Source organism: Achromobacter sp. Marseille-Q0513 (genome assembly GCF_018195695.1).
Lineage (GTDB): Bacteria > Pseudomonadota > Gammaproteobacteria > Burkholderiales > Burkholderiaceae_B > Achromobacter.
Genome location: NZ_JAGTJY010000106.1, coordinates 1 through 21,656, shown reverse-complemented (window position 1 = coordinate 21,656; position 21,656 = coordinate 1). Strand labels below are relative to the sequence as shown.

The 21,656-nt window shown below is 67.6% G+C and carries 22 protein-coding genes; 5 read left to right on the top strand and 17 right to left on the bottom strand.

The features are described 5' to 3' along the window. Nucleotides 1–46: 46 nt before the first annotated feature. Genes KDH83_RS19705 through KDH83_RS19695 form a run of 3 tightly spaced genes read left to right on the top strand, consistent with a single transcriptional unit; the run spans nucleotide 47 to nucleotide 1,961 of the window. On the top strand, nucleotides 47–322 hold the full coding sequence (locus tag KDH83_RS19705) for a lipoate protein ligase C-terminal domain-containing protein (protein WP_103274118.1): 276 nt from the start codon (nucleotides 47–49) through the stop codon (nucleotides 320–322). Further along, nucleotides 319–1,101, top strand: coding sequence for a biotin/lipoate A/B protein ligase family protein (locus KDH83_RS19700; protein ID WP_212318984.1), 783 nt, complete (start codon nucleotides 319–321; stop codon nucleotides 1,099–1,101). The genes KDH83_RS19705 and KDH83_RS19700 overlap by 4 nt, the downstream gene beginning before the upstream one ends. Nucleotides 1,102–1,148: 47 nt before the next feature. After that, the gene (locus tag KDH83_RS19695) at nucleotides 1,149–1,961 is read left to right on the top strand and encodes an RsiV family protein (RefSeq protein ID WP_212318982.1); all 813 of its coding nucleotides are present in this window, start codon (nucleotides 1,149–1,151) and stop codon (nucleotides 1,959–1,961) included. A 171-nt stretch (nucleotides 1,962–2,132) separates the two neighbouring features. Here KDH83_RS19695 and KDH83_RS19690 read toward each other — a convergent pair whose 3' ends face one another. Beyond that, the gene (locus KDH83_RS19690; protein WP_212318980.1) at nucleotides 2,133–3,422 is read right to left on the bottom strand and encodes a Glu/Leu/Phe/Val dehydrogenase; all 1,290 of its coding nucleotides are present in this window, start codon (nucleotides 3,420–3,422) and stop codon (nucleotides 2,133–2,135) included. Nucleotides 3,423–3,813: 391 nt separating this feature from the next. Here KDH83_RS19690 and KDH83_RS19685 point away from each other — a divergent pair, with 391 nt between their 5' ends. Beyond that, nucleotides 3,814–5,481 (top strand): BBE domain-containing protein, encoded by a 1,668-nt coding sequence (locus KDH83_RS19685; RefSeq protein WP_212318978.1) that lies wholly within the window; start codon nucleotides 3,814–3,816, stop codon nucleotides 5,479–5,481. 117 nt (nucleotides 5,482–5,598) lie between these two features. Here the strand turns inward: KDH83_RS19685 and hutG are convergent, their stop codons facing one another. The 15 genes from hutG to gabT form a co-directional block, all read right to left on the bottom strand. Further along, nucleotides 5,599–6,546: a formimidoylglutamase gene (hutG, locus tag KDH83_RS19680; protein ID WP_212318976.1), complete on the bottom strand. Its 948-nt coding sequence runs from the start codon at nucleotides 6,544–6,546 to the stop codon at nucleotides 5,599–5,601. Beyond that, nucleotides 6,543–7,328, bottom strand: a complete 786-nt coding sequence (locus KDH83_RS19675; protein ID WP_283093835.1) for an amino acid ABC transporter ATP-binding protein — start codon at nucleotides 7,326–7,328, stop codon at nucleotides 6,543–6,545. The genes hutG and KDH83_RS19675 overlap by 4 nt, the downstream gene beginning before the upstream one ends. Continuing rightward, a complete protein-coding gene (locus KDH83_RS19670; protein ID WP_212318974.1) occupies nucleotides 7,325–7,999 on the bottom strand; it encodes an amino acid ABC transporter permease in 675 nt (224 codons plus the stop codon). Before KDH83_RS19670 ends, KDH83_RS19675 begins: the two co-directional genes overlap by 4 nt. Next, entirely contained in the window at nucleotides 7,996–8,742 is a 747-nt protein-coding gene (locus tag KDH83_RS19665; protein WP_212318972.1) for a transporter substrate-binding domain-containing protein, read from the bottom strand. Before KDH83_RS19665 ends, KDH83_RS19670 begins: the two co-directional genes overlap by 4 nt. 148 nt (nucleotides 8,743–8,890) lie before the next feature. Beyond that, nucleotides 8,891–9,637 carry an IclR family transcriptional regulator gene (locus tag KDH83_RS19660; RefSeq protein WP_212318988.1) on the bottom strand — a complete coding sequence of 249 codons (747 nt, stop codon included), beginning with the start codon at nucleotides 9,635–9,637 and terminating at the stop codon, nucleotides 8,891–8,893. A gap of 212 nt (nucleotides 9,638–9,849) precedes the next feature. Further along, complete coding sequence (locus KDH83_RS19655; protein ID WP_249205218.1) at nucleotides 9,850–11,196, bottom strand: amidase; 1,347 nt, start codon at nucleotides 11,194–11,196, stop codon at nucleotides 9,850–9,852. Between the two features lie 14 nt (nucleotides 11,197–11,210). Next, nucleotides 11,211–11,990, bottom strand: a complete 780-nt coding sequence (locus tag KDH83_RS19650) for an ABC transporter ATP-binding protein (protein WP_249205217.1) — start codon at nucleotides 11,988–11,990, stop codon at nucleotides 11,211–11,213. Next, on the bottom strand, nucleotides 11,987–12,748 hold the full coding sequence (locus KDH83_RS19645) for an ABC transporter ATP-binding protein (protein ID WP_212318970.1): 762 nt from the start codon (nucleotides 12,746–12,748) through the stop codon (nucleotides 11,987–11,989). The genes KDH83_RS19650 and KDH83_RS19645 overlap by 4 nt, the downstream gene beginning before the upstream one ends. A gap of 3 nt (nucleotides 12,749–12,751) precedes the next feature. Beyond that, entirely contained in the window at nucleotides 12,752–13,645 is an 894-nt protein-coding gene (locus KDH83_RS19640; protein ID WP_212318968.1) for a branched-chain amino acid ABC transporter permease, read from the bottom strand. A 4-nt stretch (nucleotides 13,646–13,649) separates the two neighbouring features. After that, nucleotides 13,650–14,525 carry a branched-chain amino acid ABC transporter permease gene (locus KDH83_RS19635; protein WP_212318966.1) on the bottom strand — a complete coding sequence of 292 codons (876 nt, stop codon included), beginning with the start codon at nucleotides 14,523–14,525 and terminating at the stop codon, nucleotides 13,650–13,652. A gap of 24 nt (nucleotides 14,526–14,549) precedes the next feature. Beyond that, nucleotides 14,550–15,785: an ABC transporter substrate-binding protein gene (locus tag KDH83_RS19630; protein ID WP_212318964.1), complete on the bottom strand. Its 1,236-nt coding sequence runs from the start codon at nucleotides 15,783–15,785 to the stop codon at nucleotides 14,550–14,552. A gap of 139 nt (nucleotides 15,786–15,924) precedes the next feature. After that, the gene (locus KDH83_RS19625) at nucleotides 15,925–17,124 is read right to left on the bottom strand and encodes a CoA transferase (protein WP_212318962.1); all 1,200 of its coding nucleotides are present in this window, start codon (nucleotides 17,122–17,124) and stop codon (nucleotides 15,925–15,927) included. A gap of 42 nt (nucleotides 17,125–17,166) precedes the next feature. Continuing rightward, the gene (locus tag KDH83_RS19620) at nucleotides 17,167–17,940 is read right to left on the bottom strand and encodes an enoyl-CoA hydratase-related protein (protein ID WP_212318960.1); all 774 of its coding nucleotides are present in this window, start codon (nucleotides 17,938–17,940) and stop codon (nucleotides 17,167–17,169) included. Continuing rightward, nucleotides 17,937–18,923: a hypothetical protein gene (locus KDH83_RS19615; protein ID WP_212318959.1), complete on the bottom strand. Its 987-nt coding sequence runs from the start codon at nucleotides 18,921–18,923 to the stop codon at nucleotides 17,937–17,939. The genes KDH83_RS19620 and KDH83_RS19615 overlap by 4 nt, the downstream gene beginning before the upstream one ends. A gap of 10 nt (nucleotides 18,924–18,933) precedes the next feature. After that, on the bottom strand, nucleotides 18,934–20,292 hold the full coding sequence (gene gabT / locus KDH83_RS19610) for a 4-aminobutyrate--2-oxoglutarate transaminase (RefSeq protein ID WP_212318956.1): 1,359 nt from the start codon (nucleotides 20,290–20,292) through the stop codon (nucleotides 18,934–18,936). Nucleotides 20,293–20,458: 166 nt separating this feature from the next. Here gabT and KDH83_RS19605 point away from each other — a divergent pair, with 166 nt between their 5' ends. Next, the gene (locus KDH83_RS19605) at nucleotides 20,459–21,148 is read left to right on the top strand and encodes a GntR family transcriptional regulator (RefSeq protein ID WP_212318954.1); all 690 of its coding nucleotides are present in this window, start codon (nucleotides 20,459–20,461) and stop codon (nucleotides 21,146–21,148) included. A gap of 45 nt (nucleotides 21,149–21,193) precedes the next feature. Here the strand turns inward: KDH83_RS19605 and KDH83_RS19600 are convergent. Further along, on the bottom strand, nucleotides 21,194–21,656 hold a 463-nt coding region (locus KDH83_RS19600; protein ID WP_212318952.1), incomplete at its 5' end, for an ankyrin repeat domain-containing protein.

Sequence of the window (21,656 nt, the reverse complement as noted above, 5' to 3'; positions counted from 1 at the left end):
CCACGACGGCATGAAACTGAATCTAGAGCATTAGAAAGGAGCGCCCATGCATGGCGAATACAAGGTCCCCGGCGGCAAGCTGGTCGTCGCGGACGTGGAGGTGCGCGATGGCCGGCTGGCCGACGTGCGCATCAGCGGAGACTTCTTCCTGGAGCCGCCCGAGGCGCTGGAAGCGATCAACCGCGGCCTGACCGGCATGCCGGCCGACGCCGGCGAGCTGGAGCTGGCGCTGGCGGTGCAATCGGCCCTGCCCTCCGACGCCGAGATGTTCGGTTTCTCGGCCGAGGCCGTGGCCGTGACCTTGCGGCGGGCCCTGGCATGAGCGCGAACCGCACCGACTGGAACGACTACGACTGGCAGCTGATCCACGAAGGCCCGCAATCGCCGGCGCTGCACATGGCGCTGGACGCGGCCATCACCGACGAGGGCGGCGCCGGGCTGCGCCCGCCCACGCTGCGCATCTGGGAATGGGCCGAGCCGGCCGTCGTCATCGGCCGCTTCCAGTCGCTCAAGAACGAGGTCGACCCCGATGGCGCGCAGCGCCACGGCATCACCGTGGTGCGCCGGGTCAGCGGCGGCGGCGCCATGTTCATGGAGCCGGGCAATTCCATCACCTATTCCCTGAGCGTGCCGCAGGCGCTGGTGCAGGGCATGAGCTTCCAGGAGTCCTATGCCTTCCTGGACGCCTGGGTGCTGGAAGCCCTCAAGAGCCTGGGCATCAAGGCCTGGTACCAGCCGCTGAACGACATCGCCTCGGACCTGGGCAAGATCGGCGGCGCGGCGCAGGCGCGGCGTTCCGGCGCGGTGCTGCACCACGTCACCATGGCCTATGACATCGACGCCGATAAAATGGTGGAGGTCCTGCGCATCGGCCGCGAGAAACTGTCGGACAAAGGCACCACCAGCGCGAAGAAGCGCGTCGACCCGCTGCGCACGCAGACAGGCCTGGCGCGCGCGGACGTGATCCAGCGCATGGTGGACACCTTCGCCGGCCTGCACCGGCTGAGCCCCGGCCAGATCGGCGAGGCGACGCTGGCGCGCGCGCAGGCCCAGGCCGACGAGAAGTTCTCGTCGGCCGAGTGGACGGCGGTCGTGCCCTGAGCGCGGCCGCCTCGGTCTTGCCCCGTTTTACCTGGAGGTTCCTGTCTATGCGTCGCACGTTCACGCACCGAGGCGCGGCTGGCGTCCTGTCCCTGGCCGCCGCGCTGGCGCTGGCGGGCTGCGGCAGTTCGCCGCCCGCCAACATCACGCTGGCCGCGCCCGCCGCTACGTCTTCAACCCCGGAGAAAGTGGGCGACCTGGCCACCGAGCGCATCAAATGGGCGTCCGACAAGCCCGACTGCAAGGGCGACTGCCCGCGCATCGAGATCGACAGCGTGGCCTTCCCTGGCATACCCAAGCTGACGGCGCTGGTCGACCACGTGCTGGCCTACATGACCGGCACCGACGCCCAGCGCCGCGGCCCCTATGAAACGCTGTCGGAATACACGCAGTATTTCTGGCAGACCGCGCGTCCGCGCGATGCCACCTACTTCAAGGCGCGCGTGCGCGACACGGTCGGCGGCGTCGTCGCCATCGAACTGCACACCGAGCAATTCCTGACGGGTTCGGCCCACGGCATTCCCGCCACCCAGTTCCTGAACTGGGAGCTCGCCCGCGGACGCGTGATGGCGCTGGACGAGGCGCTGATTCCCGGCCGCCGCGCCGAATACGTGACCGCGCTGCGCCGGGCCCACGCCAAGTGGCTGCAGGGCAACGCCGAGGCCCGCCGCGACCCGGCGGCCTACGACAAGATGTGGCCGTTCCAGGAGAACGACAACTACGCGCTGACCCGCGACGGCATGGTCGTCAAGTATCCGGCCTATTCGATCGCGCCCTACGCGCAGGGCGAACCGGAGATCAGCATTCCGTACTCGGAACTGCGCGGCATCCTCAAGCCCGAGCTGCTGCCGGCGTCCTGATCGCGTCGGCCGGCAGACGCGCCGGCCAGCGCCCCGTGGAGGCGCCGGTGGACGGAGCAACGCAAGCGCGCCGGCCGCCCAAATGAAGATCGCCCCTTGCGGGGCGATCTTCTTATTGTCTTCCTCCGGCTCCCCGGCGGGACGCCTGACGGCGTCCCGCCAGTTCGGATATCACGGATACAGGCCGCGCACCTGACGGGCTTGCAGGATCCGCGTGCACGCCACGATGAAGGCGGCGGTGCGCAGCGTGACCTTGTGCTCGCGCGCCACTTGCGAGATGCCGGCATAGGCTTCGCGCATGATGCGCTCCAGGCGCTGGTTGATCTCGTCCTCGCTCCAGAAGAAGCTGGAGAAGTCCTGCACCCACTCGAAGTACGACACCGTCACGCCGCCGGCGTTGGCCAGCACGTCCGGCACCACGTACACGCCGTGCTCGAACAGGATGTCGTCGGCTTCCGGGGTGGTCGGGCCGTTGGCGCCTTCCACCACGATCTTGGCGCGCACCTTGGCGGCGTTCGCGGCGGTGATCTGGCTTTCCAGGGCAGCCGGGATCAGGAATTCGGTTTCCAGGGTCCAGAACTCGTTCTTGTCCATCGCCTGGCCGCCGGTGAAGCCGCCCACGCCGCCATGCTGCGACACGTGCGACAGCAGCTTGTGCACGTCCAGGCCGGCCGCGTTGTGCACGGTGCCGGTGTGGTCCTGGGCGGCGATGACCTTGGCGCCAGCTTCATGGAACAGGCGGGCGGCGGTGCCGCCGACGTTGCCGAAGCCCTGCACCACCACGCGCGCGCCGGCGACGTTGATGTTCAGGTCGCGCGCGGCTTCGCAGCCCACCACGAACACGCCGCGGCCGGTGGCCTCGACGCGGCCCAGGCTGCCGCCCAGCGCGATCGGCTTGCCGGTCACGACGCCGGTGGCGGTCGAGCCTTCGTTCATGGAGTACGTGTCCATCATCCAGGCCATGGTCTGGGCGTTGGTGTTCACGTCGGGAGCCGGAATGTCCTTGGACGGTCCGATGATCACGCCGATTTCCGAGGTGTAGCGGCGCGTCACGCGCTCGAGCTCGGACAGCGACAGCGTGCGCGGGTCGACGCGGATGCCGCCCTTGGCGCCACCGTAGGGCAGGTTCACCGCGGCGTTCTTGATCGACATCCAGGCCGACAGCGCCATGACTTCGGAGAGCGTCACGTCCTGGTGGAAGCGCACGCCGCCCTTGCCGGGGCCGCGCGAGGTGTTGTGCTGCACGCGATAGCCCTCGAAGTGGGCGATCTTGCCGTTGTCCAGCTCGATCGGCACATCGACGATCAGCGAGCGCTTCGGGCGCTTCAGGGTCTCGACCCAGCGTGCCAGCGAACCGAGGTACGGGGTGACCCGGTCGACCTGCTGCAGGTAGTTGCCCCAGGGGCCGAGGTCGTCGGCGTTCAGATAAGACGGCAATGCGTGGGTGGGAGTTTGAGACATGAGCTGGCTCTCCTGACAAAGTTGCGCCATTTTATCCACGAAACCTATATCGTCCCCATTTTTAATGAAAATATTTTAAATGGGGACATATATAAATCGGAGCCTTCCGAAAGGCGGGCCCGCGTCCATTCGGCGCCTGCCCTCAGACGGCTTCCCGCCCTGCCTATCCTAGTGCGCGGCGGCGCCAGCGTCCATCCTCCGCCGGCATGTCGCACAGCATTGAATCCGTCACCCTGATCCCGCACAATGCGCAGGTCCCCGGCGACCGGCTGGGGATAGCGTGTGCGAGTCATTCCGCCGCCAGGCGGGAGTCCGGTCGCATGTGAAGACCTTGCATGTGAAGACCTAGCGTCTGAAGACCCTTATGAACCCTTAAAACATAGAGGATCTCATGTCGGATTTTGTCTTTGTCAATAACGATGACCAGCGCTACCGAACCCTGCAAAAGGGTTTCAACCTGCGTTTCCCCACCACCGGCGAGGGTGCGGACGCGATCTATGTCTGCCACGATGCGCAATCGGTCCTGGCTGCCGCCAACGACGCGCTGGCCAAGGGCTGCCGCATCACGGTGCGCAGCGGCGGCCATTGCTACGAAGGCTTCGTGGCGAACAAGCTGCCCGAGGACCACGGCAAGTCCCTTGCCATCATCGACATCGGCCTGGTGACGGGCCTGCGCTACAGCGAGGCCGGTGACGTGTCCTCGCCCTGGAACGCTTCGGCGCGCTACAAGTTCTCGGCCGCCGCCGGCAACCAGAACTGGGACGGCTACGTCAATCTGTACAAGTCGGCCAACCGGACCCTGCCCGGCGGCTCGTGCTACTCGGTGGGCGCGGGCGGCCACATCGTCGGCGGCGGCTATGGCCTGCTGTCGCGCCTGCAGGGCCTGACGGTCGATTGGCTGTCGGGCGTGGACATCCTGGTGCCCAAGGACCCTGGCCAGAACGCCTTGGTCGCCAAGCACGTCAACCTGGCCAGCGTCGGCACCGACCGCGACCTGTTCATCGCGTGCCGTGGCGGCGGTGGCGGCAACTACGGCATCATCCTGAACTACTACTTCGCGGAACTGCCCGTCGCGCCGCAGCAGGCCTACTGGCTGTCGCTGTCGTATCCCTGGGCCTCGTTCGGCACGGGCGCCACCGGCAAGGCCGCCTTCGGCCGCTTCATGAAGGCCTACTACCAGTGGTTCGCGGACAATGACGCCGACTGGAACAGCTCCGACCCGGCCAAGGCCAACGGCGGACTGTTCACGCTGCTGAAGGTCCAGCACCGCTCCACCGGCGACATCGTGCTCAACATCCAGTACACGGGCACGGACGGCAAGGTCGGCGGCGCGCGCGACCAGCCCTTCATCAACTTCGTCAACGCCATGAACGCGGCCGCCGCCACGGTCCCCAGCATCAACATCGAGGCCAACTGGCTCGGACCGACGCGGCGCCTGACCGAAGCGCCGCTGGACCTGTCCCACCCGGTGCAGGACGCGCGGCTGATGGACTGGCTGTGGCTGACGCAGAACATCAACGGCTCGGGCAGCAACCAGCGCGGCAAGTACAAGTCCTCGTACCACCGCGCGAACTTCACCGACGTGGAAATCACCGCCATGTGGGAGTACCTGAACGGCACGGCCGACCCGCGCCTGAACCAGGCCCTGGTGCAGATCGATTCGTATGGCGGACGCATCAACCGCAACGACGAAACGCTCAACCCCACCAGCGTCCCGCAACGTTCCTCGCTGCTGAAGTCGCAGTTCCAGGTCTACTGGACCGATCCGGCCGACGATGCGTTCTATCTGAAGTGGATCTCGGACCTGTACGACGAGTACTTCGGGCAGTATGGCGGCAAGCCCGTCTATCAGCCCGGCTCCCCGTTCGAGGGTTGCTACATCAACTACCCGGACGTGGACATGAAGTACACCAACCAGACCCACGCGCAGATCGATCCGGGCTGGCTGCACCTGTACTACGGCAACAAGGTCAACCAGCTGATCGCGACCAAGCGTTCGGTGGATCCCGACAATCTGTTCCATCACCAGATGTCGATTCCGCTGACGCCGCCGGTCTGACGGGCTGAGACGGGAACGGCGCGCGGAACCTGCCGGCTCCGCGCGCCGTGCACAAGAAAAAGGGCGGCCTGCTCGCGCAGCGGCCGCCCTTGCCTTTTCAGGCGGTCCCGCTAACGCTCAGGCCGACAGCAACTGCCAGGCCAGCCGCGCCGCCGCGCGGGCGCCATGGCCGTCCACGTCGAAACGCGGGTTGTACTCGGCCATGTCGGCCAGCCGGAGCTTGCCGCTGGCCTTGACGCGCAGCGCGATTTCCTCGACCACCGCCATCGGCACGCCGTAAGGCGCGGGCGCCGACACGCCGGGCATGACCGCCGCCGGCAGCACGTCCAGGTCGATGGTCAGGTACACATGGCTGGCCGCCGCCAGCAGGCCGTCCAGCTGTTCCAGCCGTGCCTGCAGATGGCGTTCACCCATGTCGCGGTCCTCGACCCAGACCGCGCCCACTTCGTCGGCGCGCGCGAACAGCGCCGGCGTGTTGGCCAGCCGCGACACGCCCAGGCAGGCGTACTGCAGCTTGCGGCCGCGTTCCTGGCAGTAGCTGGCGATCTGATCGAACGGCGTGCCCGAGCTGCCGGGCCGGCCGGTGCGCAGGTCGAAGTGCGCGTCCAGGTTCAGCACCAGCACGGCGCCGTCGTCGCCGCGCGACTCCAGCCAGCGCGCCAGGCCCTGGAAGCTGCCCCAGGCGATCTCGTGGCCGCCGCCCAGCACCAGCGGGCGGGCGCCCTGCCCCAGCAGCGCGGCCACGCGCTGGCCCAGCGCGTCCTGCGCCGCTTCCAGCGCGTCGCCCTCGCAGGCCACGTCGCCGGCGTCCAGCAGCCGCGTCAGCCCATGGGCCGGCAGGCCGGCCAGGAACTTGCGGATGCCGGCCGGGCCGGCCGCCGCGCCCACGCGGCCCTGGTTGCGGGCCACGCCGGCGTCGCAGGCAAAGCCCAGCAGCACGCCCTCGCCCGCCTCGGCCTGGCCGTCGTAGGCGCGCACGATGTGCGCCAGGCGGCGCGTGTCGCCGCGCTCGGCGCTGTCGTCGCGCGCCACCCAGACGCTGGCGTCCAGTTGGGGCGTGCTCATGCCTGCTCTCCCTGGCCGTTGTTCAGCACGGCCTGCAGGAAGGCGCGGGTGCGCGCCTCGCGCGGCTGGGTGAAGATCACGTCGGGCGAGCCGGATTCCAGGATCACGCCGCCGTCCATCACCGCCACCACGTCGGCCACGTCGCGCGCGAAGCCCATTTCGTGCGTGACCACCATCATGGTCATGCCCTCGCGGGCCAGCAGCTTCATGACCTGCAGCACTTCGCCCACCAGCTCCGGATCCAGCGCCGAGGTCGGCTCGTCGAACAGCATGACCTTGGGCTGCATGGCCAGCGCGCGGGCGATGGCCACGCGCTGCTTCTGGCCGCCGGACAGGCTGGCCGGCATGGCGTTCATCTTCTGGCTCAGGCCGACCTTGGTCAGCAGGTCCTCGGCCAGCGCGTGGGCCTCGTCGCGGCCCATGCCGCGCAGCTTGCGCGGACCGACCGTGACGTTGTCCAGCACCGACAGGTGCGGGAACAGGTTGAAGCCCTGGAACACCATGCCCACCTGCATGCGCAGCTGGTTCAGTTGCGCCTCGGGCAGCAGCTTGCCGTTGTCCTGCAGGGTCTGGCCGCAGATGCGGACGGTGCCGCCCTGCGCCACTTCCAGCCCGTTGCAGCAGCGCAGCAGCGTGCTCTTGCCCGAGCCGCTGGGCCCGATCACCACCACCACCTGCGACGGCAGCACGTCGAAGTCGATGCCGCGCAGCACGGCGTGGTCGCCATAGGATTTCTGCAGGCCGCGGATGCGGATCATTTCATTCATGGTTGCGGTGTTCATTGCACCATCCCCCCGGCGCGCAGGTGTTGCTCGACCTTGCGCAGTATCACCATCGCGACCGTGGTCAGGACCAGATAGACCAGCGCCACCACCAGATAGGTTTCCAGCGCCAGATACGACACGCTGATGATCTTCTGGCCTTCGTGCATCAGGTCATGGATGGTCAGCAGCGACACCAGCGCCGAGTTCTTGATCAGCGCGATGAACTCATTGCCCAGCGGCGGGATCATGCGCACCACTGCCTGCGGCAGGATGATGATGCGCATGGCCTGGCCCGAGGACATGCCAAGCGAACGCGCCGCCTCGGTCTGGCCGCGATCCACCGACTGGATGGCGCCGCGCACGATTTCCGACACATAGGCGCCGGAATACATGCCCAGGCCCACCACGCCGCAGACGAAGGCCGGCAGCGTGATGCCGAATCGCGGCAGGCCGAAGAACCAGATGAACAGCTGCACCAGCAGGGGCGTGCCGCGGAACAGCAGCAGGTAGACGCTGCACAGGTTGTAGATCACGCGGCGCTGCGGGTTGAGCCGGCCCACGCCGACCAGCAGGCCGACGACACAGCCCACCAGCAAAGCGCCGGCGGTCACCTCGATGCTGACCAGCGCGCCGCGCAGCAGCGCGTCGAAGTCGGCAAAGACGGCGGAAAAATCCAAAGGCTGGTTCATTTCGCGGGGGCCTCGAACCACTTGGTGACAATGGCCTGGTAGCTGCCGTCAGCCTTGAGCTTGGCCAGCGCGGCGTTCAGGTCGCGGGTCAGCTCGGGCTTGTTCTTGGGCACGGCGATGCCGTATTCCTCGGTGGTGACCTGCTCGTTCAGCACGGTCAGGTCCGGCGTGCTTTGCGCGAACAGCTTGGCGGCGGGCTTGCCCGTCACGGCGGCTTCGGCGCGGCCGATCTGCACCAGGCTGAACATTTCCTGGTTCTTTTCGACTTCGACGCGCTGCACGGACGGGAAGTGTTCCTTCAGGTAGTTGACCGACTTGGTGCCGACCTGCACCGAGACCTTGCGGCCGTCCATGTCCTTCAGCGTCTTGATCGGGCCGTCCTTCTTGGTCAGCACGACCAGGCCGCCGGCGTAGTACGGGTCGGTGAAATCGACCACGCGGCTGCGCTCGGGCGTGATGTAGATGGCGGACACGGCGATGTCGGCGCGGCCGGCCTGCAGGGCGGGAATCAGGCCCTTGAAGTCGATGTCGATCCATTCGACCTTCTTGCCCATGGCGCCGGCCAGGGCTTCCACCAGCTCGATGTCGAAGCCGGTGCGCTTGCCGTCCTTGACGAATTCCATGGGCGGGAAGGTGGCGTCGGTGACGGCGCGGATGGTTTCCTGCGCGTGGGCGGAACCGGCGGTCCAGGCGGCCAGGCCCAGGCTCAGGGCGGCGGTCAGCAGAGTGCGACGAGTGGTCATGATCAATCCTAGGAAAGGGATATCGAAAAGGCGAGCCGCGAGGCGGCAGGCGGAACGGGGAACGCGGTGGAGCGCCGGGACAGCATGGAATGGAAAATCAAGGTCGGTCGGGACGGTATTCGGAACGTGACGGTATCGGGCCTGGCGCTCAGCGCGCCTGCAGCTTCTGCGAAATGCGCCGGGCGGCGCCGACCGTCATGTCGATCAGGGCCTGCGGGCGTTGGGCCGCGCGAGTCGACGGCGCCATCAGCGTGATCGAGGCGACGGCCTGGTGGGCGCGCTGGAAGATCGGCACGCTCACGCCCCAGACGCCGGCGTCGACTTCGCTGTCGGTGACGGCGTAGCCCTGCCCGCGTATGGTTTCCAGCTCCCCGGACAGGCGCGCCGGATCCATGCCCGCCTCGCCGGCCAGGTAGCCCAGCGCTGCCTGCAGGCGCGCCACCGGCATGAAGGCCAGCAGGGACTTGGCCGACGCGCCCCGGGCCAGCGGCAGGCCGCGACCCTTGGTGAACGAGCAGCGCAGCGGATGCTGGCTTTCCACCATGTCCAGGCAGACGGCCTGGTCCTTGACCGCGACCAGCAGGCCGATGGTCTCGCCGGACGCGACCGCCAGCGCCGCCATGTCCGGCTGCGCTTCATGGATCAGGAAGGAAGACTGGTCGAAGCCCCAGGCCAGCTGCACGCTGAGCGGCCCCGGCCCGTACTCGCCATCGTGTTCGGCGACGAAGCCCCAGCGCTTGAGCAGCGCCACCTGCCGGTACAGCGTGCTTTGCGCCAGGCCGGTCTGTTCGGCCAGCGCCGCGATGCTGAGCGGCCCGTCATGCCGGGCCAGCGTGGCCAGCACATACAGGACGCGATCCGCGCCGGCGCCGACAGAGGGGTCGGGTGTCAAGATTCATCTCCAAACGAACTGGAGCGGAGATTATCAATTTATGGCTTTGATCCCGCAAATTATTCCCGAAAATTGAGAATTACAAGGGAAAACCCCAGCAAATATGAGAAAAACATCAACGAGGCCATTGCGAGCCAGGCCAAAAAAAAGCGCCCGCAGGCGCCGAAATACCCAGCGCGCACCGGCATGCGCGCCAGGCAAAGCAGGAATCCGGTTCAGGCCCGGTGCGCGGTGGACCCCAGGATGCGCTCCACGCAACGCGCCCAGTACAGCAGGCGCGGATCTTCCTTGACGAAACCCACCAACTGAAAGCCCAACGGCAAGCCGTTGGGTCCCCGCGCCGCCGGCAAGGTGATCGACGGGTTGTGCAGCAGGGACCAGATGCGGATGAAGGCCGAACTGCCGGTACCGCTGGCAGGCGGCGCCTCGCCCAGCGTGGACGGCATGGCCAGCGCGTCCACATCGCGCGCGACATCATGGAACGCGCGACGGCAGGCATCCGCCGCGTCCAGCGCGGCCGCGTACTCGGATGCCGAGATGCCCTCGCCCATCGTCAGGTACTCGATCAATCCCGGATCGCACAGCGCGGCATGGTCGCGCTTGAGCATCGCGTACTCGCGGGCCAGGTCGTAGGCCATGATCACGTCCTGCGCTTCGCCCATCGCCTCGAACCCGGGCGGCATGGACAGCTCCGTCACTTGCACGCCCGCGCGCGACAGCGACTGAAGATGACCGTCGAACACCTCGCGCATGCAGGACTCCGTGTCGGCCCAGTGCTTGGAGCGCCACACGCCGACGCGGAAATCGTCGCGCAGTACCGATTGCGGGTCGTAGCGGGGATCCCCGGTGAAAGCACGCATGAAGAGCGCGGCATCCGCCACGGAACGCGCGATCGGGCCGATCACGTCCAGCGGGCGCGAGTAGCGCCGTATGCCCACGTAGGGAATGGCGTCCAGCGTGGGCTTGAAGCCGACCACGCCGCAGAACGCGGATGGGCGCAGGATGGATCCGGCCGTCTGCGTGCCAATGGACAGCGGCGCCATGAAATCGGCCACGGCGGCGGCGGACCCGGCCGACGAGGCCGCCGGCGTGCGCGTCAGGTCATGCGGATTGCGCGCCGGTCCGGGCAGCATGATTGCGTGACGCGATACCGTGTTCTTGCCCAGTACGTTGAAACCCAGCGCGCGCGCCTGGCTGGCCACGGGCGCATCCGCATCCGGCCGGCGTCCGGGAAAAATCTCGGGGTCGCCCAGCTCCGTTGGCAGGTCGGCGGTATCTATCGTGTCCTTGATACCCAGCGGCACGCCGTCCAGCAAGCGCTGGCGTCCGTGGCGGTCCCAGGCGCGGGCGCGCGCCAGCGCCCCATGCGCATCCACGCGCACCCAGGCATGGACCTGTCCATCGCGCTGCTCGATGCGCTCCAGGCAGGCGCGGGTCCAGTCCTCGCAGCTCAGCGCGCCACGCTCCAGCGCCGCCAGGCCTTCCATGGCGGTCAGCGTGGCGACATCGCCCGGCGGCGGTCGGCGCACGGCCGGGGAATCAGTCATATCGGAAGTGGACAAGGCATGGCTCCTGGCTAAGAAAAGGAAGGGGATGAGACGGGGCCCGCGTCGGATCCGCCGCCATTCAAGCGAACGTCGACGCCCCTGGCCTGGCCGCCCCGCCCGATATACAGGTCGCTCATATGCTCATTGGCCAGCAGCGCCTGCCCCGTATCGGTCAACACGATGCGGCCCGAGTCCAGGATGTAGCCCCGGTCGCTGAAGGCCAGCGCCTGGCGCGCGCGCTGTTCCACCATCAGCACGCCCACCCCGATCTGCGGCAGGCGGCGCACTTCGGCGAAGACCTGTTCAGTCAGGGCCGGCGACAGGGCAGCGGAAGGCTCGTCCAGCACCATCAGGCGCGGCGAGGACATCAGCGCGCGCGCGAAGGCCAGTTGCTGGCGCTCGCCGCCGGACAGGTTCTCGGCGTGCGTCCCGCGCCTGCCCGCCAGCGCGGGAAACAGGTCGAACATGTCGCGGATGCGCTGCTCGCGTCCGCGCACGTGCTCGACCACGCGCAGGTTCTCCAGCACGGTCAGGGCGCCGAACACATTGCGCACCTGCGGCACATAGGAGATTCCGATGCGCACGCGCTCCTCGACAGGCAAGGCCAGCAGGTCGCGGCCATCAAAAGCCAGCACGCCGGCCATGCGCGGCAAGAGGCCCATCACGGCCTTGACCAGGGTGGACTTGCCCGCGCCGTTGGTGCCGGCGATGGTGACGATCTCTCGCGCGCCCACGCGCATGTCGATGCCGCTGACGATATCGACCTCGCCGTAGCCGCCGGCAAAGCCCTGCACGACGAGCAGGCTCATATCACACCCCCCATGTACGCCTCGCGCACCTGTTCATTGGCCAGGACGCTGTCCGGCGCCCCCTCGGCGATCACCCGCCCACGGTCCATCACGTACATGCGCGGCGCGATGCGCGCCAGTTCTTCCAGGTTGTGCTCGATGATGGCGACGGTCAGTCCGCGCCGGTTCAGTTCGACGATGCGGTCCGACAGTTCCTCGATCAGCACCGGGTTGACGCCGGCGAAGGGTTCGTCCAGCAGGATGCAGCGCGGCTCCAGCATCAGCAGCCGGCCCAGTTCCAGCAGTTTCTTCTGCCCGCCCGACAGCTTGCCGGCCGGCTCGTCGGCCACCCTGGACAGGTTCAGGAAATCCAGCAGCCCGCGCACGCGCTCGGCCAGGCGCGCCTCTTCGCGGGCCACTTCCCGGCGCGCGAATAGCAGCGCTGACAGTTTCTCGCCGCGCTGGTCCGGCGCGGCGGCCATCATGTTGTCGAACACGGTCAACTGGCTGAACTCGCGCGGCCCCTGAAAAGTGCGCGCCAGCCCTCGCCTGACCCGCCGGTGCACGGCCATGCCCGTGATGTCTTCGCCGCCGAAGCTCACCGTGCCGGCGCTGGGCGGGATATACCCGCTGACGACCGAGAACAAGGTGCTCTTGCCCGCGCCGTTGGTGCCGATCAGCCCGACCAGCTCGCCTTCGCGCACTTCCAGCGACACGTCATCCAGCGCCTTGAATCCGGCGAAGCCGGCGCTGAGTCCGTTGATTGATAGCAAGGCCATGCCTTATCTCCTGCGCGTGGAACGGTTGCCGAACAGGCCCTGCGGCCGGTAGAGCACGACGCAGATCAGCGCCAGCCCGATGATGCCGATGCGCACGCTGGCCATCTGCACCTCGGAAATGCCGCCCACGAAGTCGCGCACGAAACGGGACCCCTCCAGAAAGCCGACCAGCAGCGCGGTGCCGGCAACCACGCCCGCCAGCCGCCCCACTCCGCCCAGGATGATGGCGATCCAGATGTAGAACGTGATCAGCGGCACAAACTGTTCCGGACTGATGAAGGTCAGGTAGTGCGCCTGGAAGGCGCCGGCCAGCCCCGCCAGGCCCGCCCCCAGCATCAATGAGCGGGTCTTGAAGCGGGCCGGATCCTTGCCCAGGGCCCGCACCGCCACCTCGTTGTCGCGCACCGCTTCGATGACGCGGCCGAACGGACTGCGGATCACCAGGTGTATCAGCAGCAGCGCGCCCGCGTTGACCGCCAACAGCGCCAGCATGATCCACAGGTCCACGGTCTGCGGCGAAGCCCAGCCGGCGAACAGGCGAGGAATGCCGGGCAGGCCGTGCATGCCGCGTGTCAGCCATTCCTCGGTCTGCAGCATCATGCGCAGCGATTCCGAGAATCCCAGCGTGACGATGGCCAGATAGTCGCTGCCCAGCCGCAGGGCGATCATGCCCAGCGGATAGGCCGACAAGGCCGCGATGGCCGTGGCCGCCAGCATGGCCAGCGGGACCGGCACGCCCTTGAGCGACAGCAGCGCCGAGGCATACGAGCCTATTGCGAAAAAACCCACGTGGCCGAAGTTCACCAGTCCCGTGAAGCCATAGTGCAGCGACAGGCCGAACGCCAGCAGCATGTAGATCAGCACGCCGATGGCGATTGCAATCAGATAGGCTTCCATCGTCTCACCTCACCGCCATCGGACGGCCAAAGATGCCTTGCGGGCGCAACAGCAGCACGCAGAGCAATACCGCGAACGCGAACACGATCTTGTAGGCCGGCCCCACGACCAGGCTGGCGACTTCCTGCGCGATGCTGAAGACCATGATGCCCACGATCGCCCCCACCGGATTGCCGATGCCCCCCAGGATCACCGCCGCGAACATCGGCATGAGCAGCTCCCAGCCCAGCTCCGGAATGACCACGGCCTTGATGCCCAGCAGCACGCCGCCCAGCCCGCAGTACGCTCCCGCGATGGTCCAGAGCGTGATCATCACGCGCCGTCCGCGGATGCCGCTAGCGGCCGCGAGTTCGGGGTTGTCCGCCACCGCCCGCATGCGCCTGCCGGTGGGCGTGAGGTGCATCAGGACAAACACCAGGGCCAGCGCGGCCAGCGCGGTGCCGACGATGTACAGATCGGTCGGCAGGATGCGCACGCCGCCGAAGTTCCAGGCGCGCGTCAATGGCAGGTCGAAGGTGTACTGGTCCTGGCCGGCGAAGAACGTGATCGTGCTGCGCAAGGCGAAGGCCACGCCGATCGAGGCGATCAGGCGCGACACGTTCGAGCGCGACTCGAGCGGCCTGAACACCCAGGCATAGAAGAACAGGCTGACGGCGGTGGTTGCCGCGATGGCCGCCAGGCCGCCCGCCAGGATCGAGCCGCCGGCAGCCGCCTGCGTGAAAACCGCCGTGTAGGCCCCCAGCGTCATGTAGTCGCCGCTGGCCGCGTTGGGAAAGCGGGCGATGCCGAACACCAGCGTGATCGCCAGCGCCGGCAAGGCCAGCAGCATCCCGATCACGACGCCGTTGATCGCGGCGTTGATGACGGTGATTGCATCCATCTTGTATCCCCCTGGAGGCCTGGTTCAGACCTTGCCGGCAATGACTTCCTTGAGCGCCAGCTTGCCATCGTGGATGTCGAAGACGCCGAAGTCGGGCACGGTTTCGCCGTGCGCGCCGAACTCCAGGCGCGACGAGGCGCCGTCGTAGTCCACCGGCTTGCCGGCGCGCAGCAGCGCCTGCCCCTGCGCGAAGCCGCTGACCTTCTCCGCTCCGCTCTTTCCCGTCACGTCGCGAATCTTGCCGTTGATGGCGGCCACGTCGGCAGTGCTGCCCGCGGCCTCGATGGCGAGCGCCAGGGTGATCACCATGTCGTAGGACTGCGATGCGAAGATGTCCGGTTCGCGCTTGGTGCGCTTGCGGAATTCGGCGGCGAATTGCTTGTAGGCCGGATGCTCGTGCGCCGCCACGTTGGAAATGGAGATGATGCCTTCCGTCGCTTCCTTGCCCAGGGCCTTGACCAGGTCTTCGTTGGCGGTCCAGCCCGGCATGATGAACTTGCAATCCTGGCCGGTCTGGAACCATTCCTTGAGGATGATGGTGGCGTCCGGCCGGTAGGCGCTCAGCGAGATCACGTCGGGCTTGGTGGCGAGCACCTTGTTCAGCTCGGTTCGGTAAGTGGTCTGGTTGGGCTCGTAGATGACGAAGGCGCTGACATCGCCGCCGCCCTGCTTCCAGGCATCCCTGAAGTAGTTCGCCTGCCCGACGAAGGTGGAGTTGTTGAACGCCATCACCGCCGGCCGCTTGAAGCCGCGCTGGCGCGCCACCTCCGCGAAGGCGCGGCCGAACACCGCGTTCGAGGCCTGGAACATCCAGGCCAGTCCGCGCTTGTTCTCGGTCAGCATTTCCGGCGCGCCGCAGGTGTTCATGGTGATCAGGCCGGCCGCGTTGGTGATGGGCATGGCGGCCAGGCCGACCGACGACGGCCAGATGCCGATCACGGCCTCGACCTTGTTGATCTCGATGAGCTTCTTGACGGCCAGCACCGCCGCGTCGGGCTTGGTCTGGTCATCTTCGGCGTAGAGCTGGAACCGGCGTCCAGCCGCGCCGCCGGCCGCGTTGACCTCGTCGACGCCGATCTTGATGGCTTCCAGCATGGCCGGTCCGTAGGGACCGCCCACGCCCGTGATGGAGTTCAGGGCGCCCAGGCGGAAGGGCTGCGCGCCCTGGGCGCGCGCGGGAAAGGGCGTCAGGCCTGCGGCGGCGAGCGCCGCGCTCGCGGCGAGGAAATCGCGGCGGGAAAAAGAGATGGGCTGCGTCATGAAGGTTCCTTGCGGCGTGAACTTCTTGGTTCAACTTCGAATAAGCGTCGGTGCCCATGGCGCCGACGTCCCCTGTGGCTTGGATAGGACTTCAGTACTGCCGATTGTGGTTTTCGGATCGCTGACCGCCGACGGCGGGTCAGGCGATGGCCCCCCTTGCGCGCATGTCCGCGATCCTGTCGGCCGGCACGCCAAAGCGGCGCAATACCTCGTCGGTGTGCTGCCCCATCAGCGGCGCGGCCGTGCGCAAAGCGCCCGGCGTGCGCGAGAACTTGGTCGGAATGCCTATGGTTTTCATGCTGCCCAATGCGGGATGCTCCAGTTCCTGCACCATGCCGCGCGCCAGGTAGTGCGGATCGCGCATGGCCTGGCCGAAGTCATTGATGGGTCCGCAGGGCACCGCCGCCCTTTCGCAGCGTTCAATCCACGTGGCGGCGTCGGCGCGGGCGAACTCCGCCTCCAGGATAGGCTCCAGCTCGGCGATATGGGCAAGCCGGTCGGAATTCGTCACGAAGCGCGGGTCTGTCACCAGCTCGGGGCGTTCGAGCACCTCGGTGCACAGGCGCTCCCAGGTGCGCTGGTTGGCCGCGCCGATCATGATGTAGCCCTGGCGCGTGCCGAATGCCTGGTACGGCGCGGACACCCGGTGGCGGCTGCCCGTGCCCTGAGGCACTGTGCCCTCCGCGAAATAGGCCGCTGCCTCCCAGACGAACCAGGGCAGGCCGCATTCGGCCAGGGCGATGTCGACATGCTGGCCTTCGCCCGTCTTCATCTGGTGGATGCAGGCGGCCAGGATGGCATAGGCGGCCGTCAGCCCGGCGCCCACATCGTAGATGGCGATGCCGGATTTCAGCGGACGCCCGCCAGGCTCGCCCGTCATGCTCATGATGCCGCTCATGCCCTGGGCCACCAGGTCGAACCCGCCCTTGCCCGCGTAGGGTCCGGACTGCCCGTAGCCGGAAATCGAGCAATACACCAGGCGCGGGTTGATGGCGGACAAGGTGTCGTAGTCCACGCCCAGCGATCGCGTCACGCCCACGCGGTAGTTCTCGACCACCACATCGGCCCAGCGCGCCAGTTCGTACAGCACGGCGCGCGCCTCTGGGTCTTTCAGGTTCAGCGCCACGCCCTGCTTGTTGCGGTTGATCTGGGCGAAGCAGGTGGACTCGCCATTCACGTAGGGGCCCATTTCGCGGGAATCGTCGCCGGCGCCGGTCTTCTCGACCTTGATGACCTCGGCGCCCAGGTCGGCCAGCACCATGGTGCAATAGGGACCGGCCATGATCTGGGAAAGATCCAGAATCTTGATGCCGGCCAGGGGGGAAGCAGTTTGAGTCATGACAGTTCGATCCTGGGGTTCGTTCCTGGGCCTTGAGCCGGATCAGCGGCCGATGAATTCGGGCACCTGCTTGCGCGCGAACGCCTCGCGTCCGCGCCGGTAGTCTTCGGTGGCGAAGCAGGCATAGGCCTCGGCCCGCTCGGCCGGACTGAGCGCGCGGCCTTGCCGCAACTGCGCCACGAAGCGCTTGTGCCAGCGGTTGACCAGCGGCGCCGCGGCGGCGATGCGCAAGGCCGTGGCGTAGGCGTGCTCGACCACGCGTTCATCGTCGACGATCCGGCTCAGCAAGCCCTTGGACAGGGCCTCCTCGGCGCCGAATATATGACCTTCCAGCAGGATTTCCAGGGCGCGCGCCGCGCCGATCAGGTCCATCAACTCGACCAGTTCCTGGTGATCCACGGTCAGACCGATGCGGTTCACCGGAATGCCGTAGCGGCTGCCGCGCCCCGCGACGCGGATGTCGCACATGGCCGCCAGCTCCAGCCCGCCCCCCACGCAGACCCCTTCGATGCAGGCCACCGCGGGATGACGCAGCTGCTTGAGCGCCCCGGTCATGGACAGCGTGAACGCGGCATATTCGGCCGCCTGCGCCGCGCCGTCGCGCTCATCGGCGAAACCGCCGATGTCGCTGCCGGCGCAGAAGGCGCCGCCCGCGCCGCGCAACACGACGCAGCGCACGGCGTCATCAGCCTCGAGTTCGCGCATGACGCGACCGAATTCGCGATACATGTCCAGCGTGAAGGCATTGCGCTTTTGCGGGCGGTTCATCAATACCGTGGCGACCCCGTCGCCATCGTGGGACAGATCGATGCTCATCGGGCCGCCTCCCCGTCCAGGCGCAGCTCGGTGCCTTGCAGCACCACGCGGCCATCCAGCTCCAGCGTGGCGTCGGTGACGATGGTGTCGTAATGCGCCGCCGCCTTGACGGTGCCGCCGATATAGGCGCTGGTGCCCAGCGCCAGCTGGATCGAACCGTAGACGGATTCGTCGGACAGCATGGTGCCGTCCAGCTGGCAGCGGGGATTCATGCCCACGCCCAGCTCACCCAGGTTGTACACGAGCGGGTCATTGAAACTGGCGAGCAGGTCGCGGAACCGGCGCGCCACCTCGCCGCCCTCGATGGCGACGGCCATGCCTTTTTCCAGGCGGATGCGCACGGGTTCGTCACGAATCAGCGAAACCCCCGGAATGCTGGCATTGACGACGATGATGCCTTCGGCCGTGCCTTCCACCGGCGCCAGGCTGGACTCCAGGCAATACCCCGCCGAGATATCCGTGGTGTTGGCGAAGCCATGCAACGCCCGGCCGCGCCGCCCGGCGATGCTCATGCGCACGTCGGTGCCGAGCGCGCTCGTGACCCGTGCCGTGTCGGCGCGGGTCAATGCGTCGGCCAGGCCTTCGATCTGCGGCCGCAAGGCGTCGAAATCCGCTTCCCAACCCTCGGCCAGGAAGAAATCGGGCTGGTGCGATTCCGGCAGCACGATCACGCCCACGCCGGCCCGGGTCGCCCGCTGGCGCGCGTCGGTATGGGCGGCATTGGCCCGGGTGAGCGCGATCACCAGGTCGGCGGCCTGCATGGCCTCGGCCACCACCGGCGACAACTGGCGTCCATGGCGCGCCGAGCCCGCGATCTGCATCAGGTTCAGCGACGCACCCGCCTCGTCCACGGCAATGGCCAGCGGCTCCACGTTGTGATGGGTGTGCAAGTCCGACAGCACCAGCACTTCCATGCCCGGACGCGCGGCCCCCAGCTGGCTCACCACCTTGCGGGCGTTCTTCAGTTTCAGCAGCGTATGCATGTCGGGCTCCTCAAGCGGCTCGCGCCGCGCGGGCGTCGGCCAGGTCCTGCGCCTGGGCGACCGCGCGCTCCAGGATGTCCAGGCCGCGCCCAAGCTCGTCGGCGCCGATGCACAGCGGCGCCAGGAACCGGATCACATTGCCGTGAAAGCCCGCTTTCACCAGGATCAAGCCGCCTTGGTACGCGGCCTGCACGATATGCGCGGCCAGGTCCCCGGCGGGCTCGTGACCCGTTGGATCGCGCACCACCTCGAACGCGACCATGGCGCCCAGCCCGCGCACGTCGCCAACAATGCCGTAGCGCCGCGACCACGCTTCGAAGCGCGCGCGCACGCGCCCGCCGACATCCCGCGCCCGCGCCGCGTAGTCGTCCCGTCGCATGACCTGGATCGCGGCCAACGCCGCGGCGCAGGCCAGCGGATTGCCGCCATAGGTTCCGCCCAGTCCGCCCACCGCGGGCGCGTCCATCAGATCCGCGCGCCCGACCAGCGCCGCGATCGGCAGGCCGGCGCCCATGGACTTGGCCAGGGTGTAGAGATCGGCCTGCACCCCGGCGTGCTGGGTGGCGAACCACTCGCCGCTGCGGCAAAAGCCCGATTGGATCTCATCGGCGATCAGCACGATGCCGTACCGGCTGCAGTATTCGCGCAGCGACTGCAGAAAGGCCGGTGGCGCCACATGGAAACCGCCCTCTCCCTGGATGGGTTCGATGATCACCGCCGCGACCTGCCCCGGCGTGATCTCGGACTCGACCAGGCGACGGAACTGTTCAAAGGCGGCCCGCGCGCAGGCTTCGTCGGTCAGGCCGGAGCGATAGCGCACGGGAAACGGCGCCCGGTACACCTCGTTCGCGAAGGGACCGAAGCCGCTCTTGTAGGCCGGCGCCTTGGCGGTCAGCGACAGCGCCATGTAGGTGCGGCCATGGAACGCGTTCTCGAACGCCACCACCGCCTGCCTGCCGGTCGCGCGGCGCGCCACCTTGATGGCGTTTTCCACGGCTTCCGCGCCGGTGGTCTGCAGCATGACCTTCTTGGGCCAGTCGCCCGGCACCAGATCGATCAGCGCCTCGGCCAGCTCGATATAGCCGGGATACATCACGATGTTGAAGCAGGTATGCAAATAGCGCTCGGCCTGCGCGCGCACGGCGGCCACCACCTCGGGGTGCGCGTGCCCGACATTGAGCGTGCCGATGCCGCCGGCGAAGTCGATGAAATCATGGCCATCGAGGTCGGTCAGCGTGGCGCCGGCCGCGCGTTCGGCGAACACGGGCGGGCCGTTGGCCACCCCCAGGGCCACGGCGGCCTCTCGCCGCGCCTGGAATGCCTGGCACTGCCTGCCGGGAAGTTGCGGGGACTGCGTGGCGTCTGTCATTGCCCTGGGCTCCTGGGAAGGGTGGATGCAGCGACGATCGAGACCACTATATTCTTGTGCTATTTATTGTGTCAATACTAGATTACAACTATGCATTTTAAATTGTGCACAATCTTGAGTTCAAAATAGTGCTATGCTTTCCCGCGACTTGAAACCAGGTGCCCACATGCCCGAGAAACGCGCCACGCCCGCTGCCACCGAAGAAAAACGCAAGCCGGCTTCCACCCGCGACGTCATTCTGGATCTGCGCGAGCGCATCGCCTCGCAAGCCCTGCTGCCCGGCACGCGGGTGCCCGAAGAAGACCTGGCGCAGGCCTACGACATCCCCCGCGCCAAGGCGCGCGAGGTGCTGGCCACGCTGGAAGACCGCGCGCTGGTGGAACGCGTGCCGAACAAGGGCGCCGTGGTGGCGCTGGTGGACATGGAAACCACGTACCGTCTCTACCAGGTGCGCGAAGCGCTGGACGGGCTCGCGGTGCGGCTGGCCATCGCCAATGCCGAGCCCGCCGATTGGGAAGCCATGCAGGCCCTGCTGGGCGAGCCGTTCGAACAGAGCCTGAAGAACGGCGACATCGAGGCGCATGTGGCCACGATCGAGCAGTTCCGCAATCACATCAAGGAACTGGCGCGCAACCCCATCCTGAGCGACATGATCGAGCGCATCTATGACCGCACCCGCGTGTCGATGCGGCGCGTGGCCCTGCTGCCGGGCCGTTCGGAAATGGGAATCAAGCAATACCGCGCCCTGCTGGACGCGATGGTGCGCGGCGACGCCGACGAGGCCGAGCGCTGCGTGCGCGAACTGAACGCCAGCGCGCGCGACTATATCGAGCGCTACAAGAACTACGTCATCTGACGGTTCGGCGCCGGCATGCCCAGCGCCCGGGCCGGGACACGCCTTTTACTCGTAGCTGTTCAACTGGACGCCGGACACGCCGCGCACCGCCGGCGCGCTCGCTCCATCGGGTGCGACGGGCTGCTGCGCCTGCCCGGCCGGCGCCAGCACCGGCGGCGCATCCGTCGCGGGAACCGGCTGCGCGGTCTGCCCGCCTAGGCCGGGCGCCATGCCCTGCTGCGCCTCGCCCTCGCCCGCCGGCTCGATCTCCGCCGGCGCGGCCGCGCGCCGCGCCTGCTTGTCCCGATCCTGGCGCGCGATCAGCTCGCGCAGCTCGGCGGCCAGCTTGGTCGACTTGCCGGTGGTGGCCCAGTCGGCCGCGTTCTGCCCCTTGGTATCGCGCGTGGGGACGTCGGCGCCCGCCTTGAGCAGCAGCTCGACCATGGGCTTGCTGCCCGACAGCGCGGCCATCATCAGCGGCGTCTCGCCCGAGGGCGCGGGCGCGTTGACCATGGCCTTGTGTTGCAAC

Bases quoted from the DNA above. Each gene is read 5' to 3' on its own strand.
- KDH83_RS19705 (WP_103274118.1), top strand. From the start codon at position 47: ATGCATGGCGAATACAAGGTCCCCGGCGGCAAGCTGGTCGTCGCGGAC.
- KDH83_RS19700 (WP_212318984.1), top strand. From the start codon at position 319: ATGAGCGCGAACCGCACCGACTGGAACGACTACGACTGGCAGCTGATC.
- KDH83_RS19695 (WP_212318982.1), top strand. From the start codon at position 1,149: ATGCGTCGCACGTTCACGCACCGAGGCGCGGCTGGCGTCCTGTCCCTG.
- KDH83_RS19690 (WP_212318980.1), bottom strand. From the start codon at position 3,422: ATGTCTCAAACTCCCACCCACGCATTGCCGTCTTATCTGAACGCCGAC.
- KDH83_RS19685 (WP_212318978.1), top strand. From the start codon at position 3,814: ATGTCGGATTTTGTCTTTGTCAATAACGATGACCAGCGCTACCGAACC.
- hutG (WP_212318976.1), bottom strand. From the start codon at position 6,546: ATGAGCACGCCCCAACTGGACGCCAGCGTCTGGGTGGCGCGCGACGAC.
- KDH83_RS19675 (WP_283093835.1), bottom strand. From the start codon at position 7,328: ATGAACACCGCAACCATGAATGAAATGATCCGCATCCGCGGCCTGCAG.
- KDH83_RS19670 (WP_212318974.1), bottom strand. From the start codon at position 7,999: ATGAACCAGCCTTTGGATTTTTCCGCCGTCTTTGCCGACTTCGACGCG.
- KDH83_RS19665 (WP_212318972.1), bottom strand. From the start codon at position 8,742: ATGACCACTCGTCGCACTCTGCTGACCGCCGCCCTGAGCCTGGGCCTG.
- KDH83_RS19650 (WP_249205217.1), bottom strand. From the start codon at position 11,990: ATGAGCCTGCTCGTCGTGCAGGGCTTTGCCGGCGGCTACGGCGAGGTC.
- KDH83_RS19645 (WP_212318970.1), bottom strand. From the start codon at position 12,748: ATGGCCTTGCTATCAATCAACGGACTCAGCGCCGGCTTCGCCGGATTC.
- KDH83_RS19640 (WP_212318968.1), bottom strand. From the start codon at position 13,645: ATGGAAGCCTATCTGATTGCAATCGCCATCGGCGTGCTGATCTACATG.
- KDH83_RS19635 (WP_212318966.1), bottom strand. From the start codon at position 14,525: ATGGATGCAATCACCGTCATCAACGCCGCGATCAACGGCGTCGTGATC.
- KDH83_RS19630 (WP_212318964.1), bottom strand. From the start codon at position 15,785: ATGACGCAGCCCATCTCTTTTTCCCGCCGCGATTTCCTCGCCGCGAGC.
- KDH83_RS19625 (WP_212318962.1), bottom strand. From the start codon at position 17,124: ATGACTCAAACTGCTTCCCCCCTGGCCGGCATCAAGATTCTGGATCTT.
- KDH83_RS19620 (WP_212318960.1), bottom strand. From the start codon at position 17,940: ATGAGCATCGATCTGTCCCACGATGGCGACGGGGTCGCCACGGTATTG.
- KDH83_RS19615 (WP_212318959.1), bottom strand. From the start codon at position 18,923: ATGCATACGCTGCTGAAACTGAAGAACGCCCGCAAGGTGGTGAGCCAG.
- gabT (WP_212318956.1), bottom strand. From the start codon at position 20,292: ATGACAGACGCCACGCAGTCCCCGCAACTTCCCGGCAGGCAGTGCCAG.
- KDH83_RS19605 (WP_212318954.1), top strand. From the start codon at position 20,459: ATGCCCGAGAAACGCGCCACGCCCGCTGCCACCGAAGAAAAACGCAAG.